This window comes from Thalassobacillus devorans, assembly GCF_900176565.1.
Lineage (GTDB): Bacteria > Bacillota > Bacilli > Bacillales > Halobacillaceae > Thalassobacillus > Thalassobacillus devorans_A.
On sequence record NZ_FXEH01000006.1, the window covers coordinates 555,717 to 568,872 of the forward strand.

Below are 13,156 nucleotides of genomic sequence, written 5' to 3' on the forward strand. Positions count from 1 at the left end.
TGCCTCCCTCTCGTCGCATTAAGCTAATACTCAGGGGGGGGGCAGGCACTTTATCAATTATGGATGTTGAAGATTAATCGTGTATAATAGCTTTTCCTTGTTCCCGTAGCGTTTTTAAAGAAGTAAGCATATGGTTTATTTCTTCATCGGAATGTCTTTCCCATGACTTTAATTCGGCTACTATTTTCAAAGGCGATTTAGACCTGTAAGATCGCGTGGGATTCCCTGGGAATTTTTTGTCGGTTACGTTTGGATCGTTATCAAAATCACCTAATGGTTCTACCAAATAGATTCTTTCTTTTGAATTAGATTTTGCTAATTCAGCACCCCATTTCGCAGCATCTAATGTGGCAGTGAAATAGATATAGTTTGATTTTTTGTCCTGGTAGTTGGATAAGTGTTGCGGTTCCAATAGGTCTCCAATGTTTAGTGCTGCTTTCGTACCGTGAAAGAATGGTCCTTTATCTAAGACATCTTTTTTTTCATCCATACAGATACCCCTCTTTTTTTAGATTTGTGTATAACAGTATAGGCCAGGAACTTTAGAAAGAGTAGTCTATAAATAATATCTATTTAGGAGTATAATGGAAGTAGAAAGAATCATTTGACGAAAATACCTGACCCCCACTCCGTTATAACACTAACAGGGTGGGGGTCAGGTATTGTTTTGTATAAAGTAAATGTTCCGCTATATTCCAGTCTCTTTTTTTGTCAGCAACCGGTAACTGGACGAAATTTTGATATACAGGAGGCACAGGCCAAACCCTACAATGTAAGTGATACCAGTCCACAACATATTCCAACCCGTGTGATACACAACCTTGCCAGTAAGCAGAAAAATATATTCAATAAATGACACTACAAAAGTAAACAAAAGAACCAGATAAAACGGATGAATCCGCCTCTTTTTCAGCACATAAGCGAAAATAATCGCTATCATAGGAAAGTAACCAATGTTATAAGGGACTATCGATAAAGAAGGATTTAGATAGACTGGGTTTACCGTCCAAAACTGCACCAGACCTAAATCGTTAAATAAAAAGGCGATGGTGGCGCCCAAGGGAAATAACATGATAACTAACCGAGGTTCTTTCGTAAAGAAGTAAATGCAGATCATCCAGGGGATAATCATACCGAACATAATATTAAATAACATTGGAATCACTTCTTTATATTTGATAATCTAATGCCTCTTCTGTACGTTCACCTAATCCTATTCTTCCATTAATAACCTTCTGTTTAAATGGTTCCCCTATGTTTACATCCAAAATTTTCTGAGCATAGGCCAGGAAATTGACTATTTCTTCTTTCGAGAGACAGCTGGTGTCGCAGGGGAAATTCTCTATGTCTTTAACAGCGCCAACCAGTTGTTTCAGCAAGACGCTTCCTTCTGGAGTAATTTCTACTTTTTTGAACCTTGGTTTCTCCTTATCAATGCCTATACGAATCAAGCCCCGCTCTTTTAGTGGTTTCAATAGTCTAGTAACAGTGGAGTTGTGCCAGCATCCTAACTCCCCAATCTCTGTTGGCGTAAGAACATTCTGATTCGTAGACAGTAAAAATAAAATATGCTGTTGGGCAGGGGTGATATCATATCTACGACCCAGTTCAGCCCACTGTTCTTCCATACAAAAGTACAATGCTCTGATCATTAGAAGTAAATTTCTTTTCAGCCAAACGTCCACTTTTTTCAACCTCACTTGTAAGTACAATTGTAGATACAACTGTAGTATTCGTTAGTTTCTATTCTTTATTCATGTCAATAGAAAGTGCCGGGTCCCTGCCCATTGATGCATTGTTGAGGTGGGGGTTAGGCACTTTTTACTGTAGTCATATTTTTAAGACCATTACATGATAGAATAATCAGGTTGTCATTCCTAATTTAAAAAAAAGGAATTTACTCCCATCTTGTTTAATTACCAATAGGAGCACTATGTGAAAATGGGAGGCAGCAAATATGTTGTTAGAGGACTTTAAGGATTTTTTAGTAAAATACAGAACGTCTTGGAATAGCTTAAATTCCAAGAGGATGCTAGCGCACCATTCAAAGGATTTGGAAGTCAGGTGGGCTGGCCCTGAAACCATTGTTTCTGATTGGGGTTTTGATGAGGCTGAACATGGCTGAATTCAGGCATATAAGCAATATCAAGGTAGAAACCCTAAATGGTTTTTTGATGACGTTTTAATAGAAATCAATAAGCACAAAGAAGGTGTAGCTATCTTTTGGGTGAGCTTAGAAGTGGATGGGGAAATGACTGATGTAAAATTACTTTTTATAGAGACTTTCCGTAAAGAAAACTATGGATGGAAGAAAATTAGGGAGTATGTTGAAAATAGCTTTACTAGATAAAAGTGAAACATGTGTTTAAAGTTCTCTTCAGGGATGATGGGAACAAAGAATGCTGGATAGGGGATGTTATGGTTTGGAGCGAAGGGAAAAGGCTGTGGTTGTAGGGGGAGGCATATCTGGAAAATTGGCAGCACGTGTATTGGCTGATTTTTTTAAAGAAGTAATTATTCTGGAACGTGATGCAGAACCACAAGGTCCATTGCCGAGGAAAGGAGCACCTCAAGGCGAGCATATCCATGCCCTGCTTTTTGCCGGCGCGAATGGTCTCGAAGAACTGTTTCCTGGTATTACGGAGAAATTTAATGCAAGCGGAGCCGTGAAAATCAATGCCACCAAGGACATTGCGTGGTTTCACCATGGAGTTTGGAAACTCCGTTATGATGGGGAATACGCAACGATTCTGCAAACACGGCCGCATTTAGAATGGCTTCTGGAGCAATACATAAAAAAGATTACGAATGTGACGATCCAGTACAGCCAAAAGGTCAGTGATTTTCTATATAATGAAAAAGAAAATCAAATGACTGGAGTGGAAATAAGGGATGGCAGCGACTCGATTACTTTGCATGCCGATTTGATTGTAGATGCCAGTGGTGTTAGTAGCCTTTCTTCCAGGTGGCTGAGGAAACGAGGAGTCCCTATTCCGGAAGAGAAAGTTAATATTGATTTGTGTTATTTTACAAAAACAATCGAACTTCCCGACAACCCAGACAGAGACTGGGCGATTAAACTTGTCTATCCTAACCCTCCTTCTGAAAAAATCGGTGGAGGTATTTCGAAGGTAGAGGGGAATCGTTATTTAGTTACCTTTATGGGCTACCATAACGAAATAAATGAAAAGGAAGTACGGAAGAGTGATGCTAACTTAATAGATATCGCGAAACAATTGCCGAAACTGGACCTTTATCATGAACTGCAGGATGCTACGGCATTATCATCAACCTCCACCTTCCGAGTTCCGAATATCACGTGGAGAAGGTTTGATAAGGTGAGCAAATTTCCAAACGGTCTTCTGACGATTGGGGATACGATTTGCAGGATTGATCCCTTTTTTGGCCAAGGGATGAGCATTGCCGTCCTGGAAGCTTTAGCATTGAAAAAGCTGCTGGCTAACCGGGATAGGTCGACTCAACATCTAGTTGATCGCTTTCACCGTGAGGTTAGGAAAATCATTTCACCTATTTGGAACATGGTGCTAACCGAAGATTTCCGTTACCCGGAAACGGTGGGGAGGAAGCCAGCAGGTCTTTCTATCCAGCAGTGGTATGCGAAAAATATTTTTCTTCTATCCTCTGAAGATAAAGGGACCTACAATTCTTTTATCCAGGTCATGCATCTGCTTCGCCCAACTTCCACTTTGATGCACCCGAAAATTATAAAAAATGTCTGGAAGCGGAAGTTTATCAATAAGCGTTAATGTTGTTTTCACAAAATGCCTGCCCCTCACTCTGTTACCAAACTAACAGGTTGGGGGCAGGCACGTTTCGGAAACGTGTCCAATTGGTTTCTTTTCTATTTATCTGTTACTTTATTGGTAGTAGGAGACATCTTATTGGAAATAAGTCTATCAATGGCTTTGTTTTATAGAAAAGGAGATACATATGCGAAAAATCGGTAAATCATTTTTGATCTATTTTATTGGGATTTCGATATTAACATTAGGAATTACGCTCACCATTCAATCCCGATTAGGGACGTCACCATTTGATGCCTTACTCGTTGGTTTATATCGCACATTTGGATTAACCATTGGAACGTGGGAAATCGTGGTTGGTTCGACTATGGTGTTGCTTAATGCAGCGGCTTTAAAAGCAAGACCGGAATTTTTAGCTATATTAACTTCCATTATTACAGGGATGGGAATTGATACCTGGCTTTTTTTATTAGGAGATTGGTTAATACCTACTCATTTAATTGAACAAGTATTATTAGTCTTACTAGGCATTCTTTTAGGCGGAATAGGTATCGCTATTTATTTGGAATCAAACTTTGCCCCCAATCCTATGGATCGATCGATGGTAATTTTAACAGATAAAACAAGCTGGTCTTTTAGCAGGTCACGGGCGATTATTAGTATCGTATTAGTAATCATTGCTTTCTTTTTTAATGGGGCTATTGGTATTGGAACGCTGTTAAATGCATTAATCACAGGGGTTATCATCCAATGGGCTCGTCCATATGTGCTGGCTATTCTTCATAAACGTCCTATACAAGTGGCAAATACCAGTGAACGATCGATGTAAAAGTGCCTGCCCCCGCCCTGGCGAATTGGGGGCAGGCACTGTCGTTTTATAAGGAACGTTAAACGGTGGGGATAGGCAGCTAATAGTCTTTATAAAGTGGATCATGACCATTAGAAGAGAAAAACGCTGGAGTTATGGTCTTTATAGGCAGTATAAGAACCATAAGCAAATTTAAATTCTATTGGGATGGTCATTAAAAGAAGGATCGCGTCCAGTCAAATAGAAAGTGCCTGTCCCCGTTGCATTTATCTTTACTAAGGTGGGGGTCAGGCACTTTTTTCTTTGAAATGACTGCTGACCTTAAGATACGAAAGGGAGGATAGTTGAAGAATTGAAGTCGAGATCATTACCTTTTTTCCAATTTAAAACGATGAATGGATTTGTTTAATAAATTGAAATATAGGTCCAAAATAATCAACCCGATCCCATAAGTAATAAAAGTAAAAAATATATTCCACCCATGTACGTACCTCACTTTATCTAAGTACAGAGCGGTCAGTTCTGCTCCGTTTAAAATTAATAAAAATACCAGGTAGGTGCGCCATCGTTTCCATTGCCCAAAGTAAATCATGTAAATAAATAGCAGACCGGTTGCTGGATTAAAACCAAAATCGATATTAACGGAGTTAAAAATTAATAATTCTGTCTGTGGATGAAGGGTCCAAAATCCGATTTCCATTCCAAGTTGATTACAGGTTATCGATATAAGTGAGATAAAAGGAGCAACCGTTAAAAATAACAGCGGGACGCGACGACATATCAAAATGGCAATAGTCCAAGGAACAACAAACCCCACAATAAAATTGAAAAGAATTAGATTCACCCCATTTTTTACTTTATATCGTTATTATGGGCATTACTCAACCACCAGAACGTTTTGTCCTGCCAGAAACTGCAGGCGAAAGATCGGTTCGCATCCAAGGTGGTGTTCAGTCTCTTATTGCTGCCGTAGCAGATACGATTCCAGCAGGGGTAGTTGAGCTTGAAACGCGTGTTACAGCTATTCGACTTGACGAACACGAAGCTGTCACAGTTGAAGCAGCTCGTGCGGATGGAAAGAGAAAAGAATTTTCGGCAAGTGCTGTTATCCTGGCATTGCCACCTCGGGTTGTGGTGCGGTACATAAATTTCTATCCTTCGTTACCTCAAAATGTTCTAACAGACTTAAGAAGCAAGCCTACATGGATGGGAGGACAGGCCAAGGCTATTGCAGTCTATGACCATCCCTTTTGGAGGGAGTCAGGGCTTTCCGGATTTGCAACAAGCTGGGTTGGCCCCTTACAGGAAATCCATGATGCTTCCCCTGAAAGAGGGGCCGGGGCGTTATTTGGATTTTTCGGTATGCCAGCGAAAACGCGCCATGAAATGGGAGAGGAGAAAGTTTTACATTTGGTCAGGGAACAATTGGTCAGACTCTTTGGACCCTCTGCTCAAAATATAAGGACTCTCCTGTACAAGGATTGGTCCAGAGATTCCGACACGGCTGTGGAGGAAGACTTGGAACCGCTTAGAGATTTTTCGAGATATGGTCAACCACCAGCAGCAGGGGTATGGGAAAAGAAGATTATTTTTGCTGGGACAGAGGCTAATTCTTCATATGGCGGTCATCTTGAAGGTGCATTGCTGGCAGCTGAACGTGCAGTTTTTGAAATTACTGAGTTAAATAACAAGCTTTAATTTAAAGAAACCAATCCACAAAGCGTCATTCAGCTAGGATGGATTGGTTTTCTTTATTGGTGTCTGCGGGAGCGGATTTTTTGTTAAGGGCAAGTAAAAGCGTCATACCGATGATACAGGCCATCCCGATCCATTGGAAAAAGCCAAAGGGCTCTCGTAACCAGAGAACCATCGTTAATACGGCGGAAAGGGGTTCCAGGTTGCCGATGAGGCTGGTTTCTTTAGGTAATAGATGTTGCAAACTCTCAATGTAAAACCAAAACGCAAGCATCGTACCAAATATAACGACAAAAATGAGATACATATAAATTTCGGCTGTAAAGGCTGAGAATTCCGCTTGCCAGGGAGGATGGATAAACCCTAAGGAAATTCCTCCAATGACCATTGCCCATCCAACAACCACAAGGGAATCAAATTCTCTAAGTAAAGGAATGGCATATAAGGTGTAAAAGGCAAGGGCCACCCCCGATAAAATCCCCCAAAAGATAGAGATACCAGGCACGGATAATTGTGACATTGTTCCGTTGGTCAGTAATAAAAAGGTGCCGAGTAAAGCAAGCGAAACAGTCACGGCATCCTGTTTTTCGAAGGTCGTCTGTTTACGGAGAAACAAATAAACGATAATCATAACCGGAGCGAGATATTGCAAAAGCGTAGCAACCGCCGCATTCCCGTAATTGATGGAAGCCATGTAGGTATACTGCACCCCGAGCATGCCAAGTAAGCCGAAAACGATCATCTGGACAGCTGTGTGCTTATCTTTCCAAATACTAATGATAGAATAGTTATCTTTTCTGAAAAATTGGATAGCGAGCAGTAAGATGCCGGCTATGAGCAAGCGGACTGTTACCAGCCAATTGACATCGATCGCGTAATCCTGGAAGAGTTTTTGGGAAACTGTACCCCCTACACCCCAAAAAATAGCTCCCGTTATAACAAGAAGTAATCCTTTGCTTCTTGTATGTCCTTTCCTCATTTGCAATCACCTCAAAAATATCACGATAGTGTTATAATAATTGAAAAATAGCGGGAGTCATACCTTTATCGAATAGAAAAGTATCACTAATTTGAGGTTGTCTTTATTTTTTAGCAATCGAGAAGAAATCCATAGCTACTGGACGTGGTAAGCTTAAGAAAACACAAAAAAGGAAGAAGAAAATAATAGTGAAAGGGGATTGTTACATGAGTTCAAATTCCAACGTTTTTGCGCGGCCTCCAGTGGTTGACCGCGCTACCTGGCAGGCCGAATTGGATGAGTTGCGGATCCGGGAGAAGGAGCATACTCGCGAAGGTGACGCAATTGCGGCAGCCCGTCGTCCGCTGCCGATGGTCGAAGTGGACTCGTCCATCCCACTGATTGGCCCGGATGGCCCGGTCACACTGCTGGAAGCATTCGAGGGCCGCCACCAGCTGATCGCCTATTTTCACATGTGGCACGCAGGCAGGCCAGCATCGGAGCAGTGCGAGGGCTGCACCTTTTCCACGGCCCACATCAACGAGCTGTCCTATCTGAACTCACGGGACGTCAGCTATGCCACTTTCTGTGAAGGACCGTATGAAGAGAGCTCGAAATATCGCGACTTTATGGGCTGGACGGTTCCCTGGTACTCCGTGCCACAGGAATCAGCTGACCAGTTAATCGTCGACCGGCATTTCGGCATCCTTGTCAGTTATCTCCGGGACGGCGACAAAGTATATGAGACTTACTGGACCACAGGCCGTGGCAACGAACGGATGGCTCCGTCGTACGGCCTGCTGGACCTGACTGTCTATGGCCGTCAGGAGTTCTGGGAGGATTCGCCTGAGGGCTGGCCGCAGCATTGGGGCTCTAAAGGTGGGCAGTTTCAGATGGACGGCCGCCCAACCGCCCAGTGGTCCCGCCTGGCAGCCGGCCGCTCTGACGATCTCGGTACCTAGGCTGCCTTCCATGTTTAAAGAATATAAAGTACTATTCAAAAAGCCGTCGGGTTTTGAATTTATCATATAATACACTTTCAAATGAGGGAGCGATTACTAAAGAAATGTAGTCGCTTCTTTAGCGGACGTTATTAAAATATAAGAACAGTAAGTAATATCTCGAGTTCAATCTTCTTATATTTTTAAAAAACTCCATCCTCAATTCCTGTTATTGTACCTGTCAAGCTCCTCGAATGCTTTATACTTATACTCATTCCGATCTATTTTCTCTCTTACGTTATTGTATTTCTTATTTTTCCTATCTATATAAACACCGATTCCTAAAAATATGATAAATGGGCTTAACGAGTATAACCAGAGGATATCCATCCCTCCCTGTTTTATAGGATTTAATGTTCGTTATCGAAGGCTGTTTCCAACATATACGAATGAATTTGGAATACGTTTCAATCATCAAAAGCTTTGGCAGTGTGCGGGATAGGCACAGACCATGTCTTTTGGTTAGATTCTAGTGACAAAGAGGGATTATTTTGTTCAAGTCGAAGTTATATATGGGGGGCCCATTCGTTAAATGGAGGATACATACCCGGCAACAGAGCATCATTTGTTGTTAAAAAATAGGAGCTTCATAGTTTTTACATGCTATTACATACTTTAGGAGGATTTTTATTTTGGAAAATAGTTCATTTCGCAAGTTTCTTGATTCTTATTTAGATGTTTGGAAAAGTTCGTCTTTACCAGACATGAAAGATATCATTTCCAAAGAATATCAAGCGAGGGAGATCTCCAATAACGAGATAGTAGACTTTGGTTATGAAGAGGCGGTAGCTGGCTGGGAACAAGGATTTAATTTCGCAAGACAAGAAGGGAACGAATGGGACTTAAATGAAGTGTCGATTATTCCTTTACGAGAAGATGAAGTGATGGCAATCTTAACAGCTACATTAGCAATCGAGGGAAAAAAACTAGAGAATGTCAGCTTATTCTTTCAGACATTCAAGCGGAATGAAGCTAATGAGTGGAAATTGATAAGATGTTACATAGAAACTGGAGTACCGGAGGTAAATATAAAAGAGATACAATTCAACTAAAGGGAATAGTCGATTTTAAAAAGGGGGGAGTCGATGTGTTAGTAAAGCCAAAGCAATTGCAACGGGGAGATCGTGTTGCAACAGTAAGTCCTTCCTGGGGAGGTGCGGGGGAGCCTGATCTTAAATGGCGTTATGAACAAGGTGTAAAACGGTTAGAAGATATATTCGGGCTGGAAGTTATTCCGATGCCCAACAGCTTGAAAGGCGGAGACTATCTTTATGACAATCCAAAGGCTCGTGCTGAAGACTTGATGACGGCCTTTAAAGATGACAGCATTAAAGGGATTATCGCAAATATCGGTGGGGATGACAGTATCCGCTTACTTCCCTACATTGATTTCAATGTGATACGTGAAAATCCCAAAATTTTTATGGGTTACTCGGATGTGACCATTTCCCATCTGTTTTGTCTTAAAGCAGGAGTTTCTTCCTTTTACGGACCGGCTATTATGACTGATTTTGCTGAAAACGTTGAAATGGATCCGTACACGGTTGAAATGGTGAATCGAACGCTTTTCTCAAATAAAACTATTGGGCAAATCCAGCCTGCAGAAGCATGGACAAGTGAGCATTTGGAGTGGAAAGAAGCGAATAAAAACCGACGTCGGACCATGCAGCCGAATTCAGGTTACGAGGTTATACAAGGTTCTGGTACGGTACAAGGGCATTTGATTGGTGGCTGCATAGAAGTGCTGGAGTTTGCAAAAGGGACAGAGATTTGGCCTGATCAGGAACATTGGAACGGAAGCATTCTTTTCTTGGAAACATCGGAAGAAAAACCTGACCCTGGTTTTATCCGGTATTGGTTACGGAATTATGCTATACAGGGTATCCTGGAAAGGGCGAATGGAATCATATTTGGTAAACCACAGGATGAGAAGTATTACGATGAGTATAAAGCGGAAATTCGAACGGTAATGAAGGAATTTGATTTGGAGGATTTACCGATCCTATATAACTTGAATTTTGGCCATACCGAACCGAAAATCGTTTTACCTTATGGAGCAAAAGCAGAAATTAATTGTGAGGCTAAGACTTTTTCCATTTTAGAGAGTGGAGTGGACTGAGGACCCAAGGACAATACAGGTTTTATATTCTGAAAACTATGGTATAATAAATTCATAAAGAATATATAATAAAAAGACCGTAGATGAGCCAACATCTACGGTCGGTAATAGAACGGTTCCCTGCAAGGGGGATCGGCGCTTCAGAAGGAAATAATCCACCTGAGTCCTCAGCTCAAGGGTGGATTATTTTTTTGGTTGAACGAATGCGTGATTCCATAAAAGGGTTGCGCTTTTTTATTGGAAATAGTGTTGTGTAAATGATGGGGTTTTGAAATAATTGGAATTGAATCAAAAATAAGGGATGTGAAGGATGAAAATTAGAAAGGCAGCTGTAACGGATGCGAAAGATGTGGCAAAGGTGCAGGTTGGTAGCTGGCATTCCACGTATAAGAACATCGTACCTGATGAATATTTAAACAACATGAGTTACGAAAGCCGGGAGGAAAAATGGAAAGAAATTATTTCCAGTCAACCTGTTTATGTAGCTGAAAATGATGATGGTAAGATCATAGGCTTCTCGAATGGCGGTGCAGAAAGGACGGGGAAGTACCCTGCCTTTGGAGGCGAATTATATGCTATATACATATTGAAAGAACATCAAAGAAAAGGGTTAGGGAAACAGTTATTAGCGCCAATACTTCAAGAGTTAAGGGTTAAAAGTGTTTATTCCATGCTTGTATTAGTGCTGGAAGATAATGATGCCAGTTTTTTCTATGAGCATCTTGGAGCTGAAAAAGTGGATACGGTTGAGATTGAAATCGCAGGTAAAAAACTAAAGGAAGTTGTTTATGGATGGAAAGACATAAGGGAAATTCCAATTTAATAAGGAAAGGAACAGACTTACATATGAAAAACTTAATAAAGGTATTTGGTGATGTTTCCCTGCTGTTGCTTCTGGTATTACTTCTGGGATGTACAGCAGGTACGGGCGAAGAGACTAACAAAGATACTGCTGTAGATGCAGAAGAAAAGAAAACAAATAATAATGAAGATAGTGAAACAGAAAAGTCAGGAGAGGGAGGTTCTGAGGAAGCTTCTTCAGGAGAAGAGACAAGTGAAGAGGAGTCAGATCATGCAAACGGAAGTGCAGAAGAGGATCCGCTAGCTGATTATTCTTCAGAGGAGATTGAATATGCTCGTGTTTGGCTGCAACTTGGCGAGTTAAAAGAAGTGGACGAATTGAATGTCAGACATATTCCGTCTGGTACTCCACTCAACCCTGATGACGAAACCAGTGCGGATTATCCGGAAGATGTAATCCAATTGGCAGGCAGTCGATTAGTAGCTGGTTCGGTCACATACAGCGGGAATGGCGATGGAACCATTAATGTCTATCAGGTTCCTTTACGCTGGGATGGAGAATACCCTGCAGGAGAAAGTTTTTACAAAGAAATTATTAAAAGTACGGAGCTTGTGGCGGTGGACCCTGGTAACGAAAAAGATATTATTGAATTGATCGAAGTCCTGAATATCCATAACTGACTTCCCGGCTGCTAGCCCGGAGAGTGGTGCCAATTTATACATTAGGAGTTCTATATGATACCAAAATCAAAGAGTTGGAAAGATCCTGCGCTATTATTATCTTCGATTGGGATTTCTAGTATTGGTGATTTTATCTACTTAGTTGCCATCAATATTATTGTCTATCAACTGACGGGTTCTGCCGCTGCTGTGGCCGGACTCTGGATCATTGCGCCATTAACGAATATCGTAACAAAATTATGGACTGGCAGTTTTATCGATTATCGCAGCAAGCGTAAAGTCATGGTCGTCACTTACATCATGAGAGCTGTGTTTATCAGTTTTATCCCATTTGCTCCCAATATGATCGTCATCTATGGGATTCTAGTTATATTGAGTGTAGCAAAGTCCTTTTTTAATCCATCCTCTATGACGTATGTTGCTATTCTTGTAGAAAAGGAGAAGAGAAAGCGCTTCAACGCCATTCGTTCTTTCACTGATTCTGGAGCTTTTATTATTGGACCGGCAATTGGAGGAGCACTCATATTATTAACGTCAGTCGAAACAACTTTATTGCTTAATGCAGGGTTCTTTGTTCTATCAGGAATTTTGTTATTATTTCTTCCTGAAAAAGAGAAGATTGATAAAGAAACGATACCGGCTTTAACCTTTTCGCAAGTGGTTCGTGATTTTACAGAAGTACGTACATTCATGTCCAAAAATAAATATGTAGCATTTATTTATCTCGGCTTTATTATGGTGATGGTTTTTTCCTTTGCCATGGACACCCAGGAAGTTGTGTTTACACAACAAGTCATCGGTCTGTCTGAATTAGAGTACAGCTTGTTAATCAGTATAACCGGAATCGGTTCGGTGACAGGAGCCGTTTTGTTATCCTTTTTTTCAAATAAATTCTCGTTAAGGTATATGATTGTTATCGGACTTACCATGACGACGGCTGGGTATATCATTTATGCATTTTCCTGGTCTTTTGCTTCTATCGTCGCTGGTTTTGTCATACTAGGATTCTTTAATGTATTCCTGAATGCAGGAATCATGACGTTCTATCAAAATAATGTTTCCGTTGAGATTATGGGAAGAGTAACAAGCATCTATCAGTTAATTCAAAGCGTTATTCAAGTGCTATTTATTCTCGGAATCGGATTTCTTGCTGATATGATCTCTTTACGAATCACCATTGTTGCTTTAGCGCTGGTTATGCTGCTCTCATCATTTATATTTTCTTATTTAGTAATCAAGCCGAATAGGAAATCTTTTTACCAGGAAGACACAGCGGAAAAGAAGGAACTAAGTATGTAGGTAAACATTTTTTATTAAATGAAAAAGGTG

Annotated in this window: 14 protein-coding genes; 9 read left to right on the top strand and 5 right to left on the bottom strand. The window is 40.9% G+C overall.

Annotated elements, in window-relative coordinates:
• Positions 1-73: 73 nt before the first annotated feature.
• The 3 genes from arr to B9Y67_RS13660 all read right to left on the bottom strand — a co-directional run bounded on the left by arr (position 74) and on the right by B9Y67_RS13660 (position 1,628).
• Positions 74-490, bottom strand: a complete 417-nt coding sequence (gene arr, locus B9Y67_RS13650; RefSeq protein ID WP_085507308.1) for an NAD(+)--rifampin ADP-ribosyltransferase — start codon at positions 488-490, stop codon at positions 74-76.
• Positions 491-688: 198 nt separating this feature from the next.
• The gene (locus B9Y67_RS13655) at positions 689-1,141 is read right to left on the bottom strand and encodes a hypothetical protein (protein ID WP_139823808.1); all 453 of its coding nucleotides are present in this window, start codon (positions 1,139-1,141) and stop codon (positions 689-691) included.
• A gap of 28 nt (positions 1,142-1,169) precedes the next feature.
• Complete coding sequence (locus B9Y67_RS13660; protein WP_254901805.1) at positions 1,170-1,628, bottom strand: MarR family winged helix-turn-helix transcriptional regulator; 459 nt, start codon at positions 1,626-1,628, stop codon at positions 1,170-1,172.
• A gap of 795 nt (positions 1,629-2,423) precedes the next feature.
• Here B9Y67_RS13660 and B9Y67_RS13665 point away from each other — a divergent pair.
• Positions 2,424-3,767 carry an NAD(P)/FAD-dependent oxidoreductase gene (locus tag B9Y67_RS13665; protein WP_085507315.1) on the top strand — a complete coding sequence of 448 codons (1,344 nt, stop codon included), beginning with the start codon at positions 2,424-2,426 and terminating at the stop codon, positions 3,765-3,767.
• 184 nt (positions 3,768-3,951) lie between these two features.
• Complete coding sequence (locus B9Y67_RS13670) at positions 3,952-4,593, top strand: YczE/YyaS/YitT family protein (protein ID WP_085507318.1); 642 nt, start codon at positions 3,952-3,954, stop codon at positions 4,591-4,593.
• Between the two features lie 346 nt (positions 4,594-4,939).
• Here the strand turns inward: B9Y67_RS13670 and B9Y67_RS13675 are convergent, their stop codons facing one another.
• Positions 4,940-5,389: a hypothetical protein gene (locus B9Y67_RS13675; RefSeq protein WP_085507320.1), complete on the bottom strand. Its 450-nt coding sequence runs from the start codon at positions 5,387-5,389 to the stop codon at positions 4,940-4,942.
• A 53-nt stretch (positions 5,390-5,442) separates the two neighbouring features.
• Between B9Y67_RS13675 and B9Y67_RS13680 the strand changes: the two genes are divergently transcribed.
• Positions 5,443-6,270 carry a flavin monoamine oxidase family protein gene (locus tag B9Y67_RS13680; RefSeq protein ID WP_085507322.1) on the top strand — a complete coding sequence of 276 codons (828 nt, stop codon included), beginning with the start codon at positions 5,443-5,445 and terminating at the stop codon, positions 6,268-6,270.
• A gap of 25 nt (positions 6,271-6,295) precedes the next feature.
• Here the strand turns inward: B9Y67_RS13680 and B9Y67_RS13685 are convergent, their stop codons facing one another.
• Entirely contained in the window at positions 6,296-7,246 is a 951-nt protein-coding gene (locus B9Y67_RS13685; protein WP_085507325.1) for a DMT family transporter, read from the bottom strand.
• A gap of 206 nt (positions 7,247-7,452) precedes the next feature.
• Here B9Y67_RS13685 and B9Y67_RS13690 point away from each other — a divergent pair, with 206 nt between their 5' ends.
• The 6 genes from B9Y67_RS13690 to B9Y67_RS13715 all read left to right on the top strand — a co-directional run bounded on the left by B9Y67_RS13690 (position 7,453) and on the right by B9Y67_RS13715 (position 13,126).
• Complete coding sequence (locus B9Y67_RS13690) at positions 7,453-8,187, top strand: DUF899 family protein (protein ID WP_085507327.1); 735 nt, start codon at positions 7,453-7,455, stop codon at positions 8,185-8,187.
• Between the two features lie 671 nt (positions 8,188-8,858).
• Positions 8,859-9,278 (top strand): flavoprotein, encoded by a 420-nt coding sequence (locus B9Y67_RS13695; protein WP_085507329.1) that lies wholly within the window; start codon positions 8,859-8,861, stop codon positions 9,276-9,278.
• Positions 9,279-9,313: 35 nt separating this feature from the next.
• Positions 9,314-10,345, top strand: a complete 1,032-nt coding sequence (locus B9Y67_RS13700) for a S66 family peptidase (RefSeq protein WP_085507331.1) — start codon at positions 9,314-9,316, stop codon at positions 10,343-10,345.
• A gap of 310 nt (positions 10,346-10,655) precedes the next feature.
• Positions 10,656-11,168 carry a GNAT family N-acetyltransferase gene (locus tag B9Y67_RS13705; protein WP_085507333.1) on the top strand — a complete coding sequence of 171 codons (513 nt, stop codon included), beginning with the start codon at positions 10,656-10,658 and terminating at the stop codon, positions 11,166-11,168.
• A 23-nt stretch (positions 11,169-11,191) separates the two neighbouring features.
• Positions 11,192-11,827, top strand: coding sequence for a hypothetical protein (locus tag B9Y67_RS13710; RefSeq protein ID WP_085509189.1), 636 nt, complete (start codon positions 11,192-11,194; stop codon positions 11,825-11,827).
• 54 nt (positions 11,828-11,881) lie between these two features.
• Positions 11,882-13,126 (top strand): MFS transporter, encoded by a 1,245-nt coding sequence (locus tag B9Y67_RS13715; protein WP_085507335.1) that lies wholly within the window; start codon positions 11,882-11,884, stop codon positions 13,124-13,126.
• The last annotated feature ends 30 nt before the right edge of the window (positions 13,127-13,156 follow it).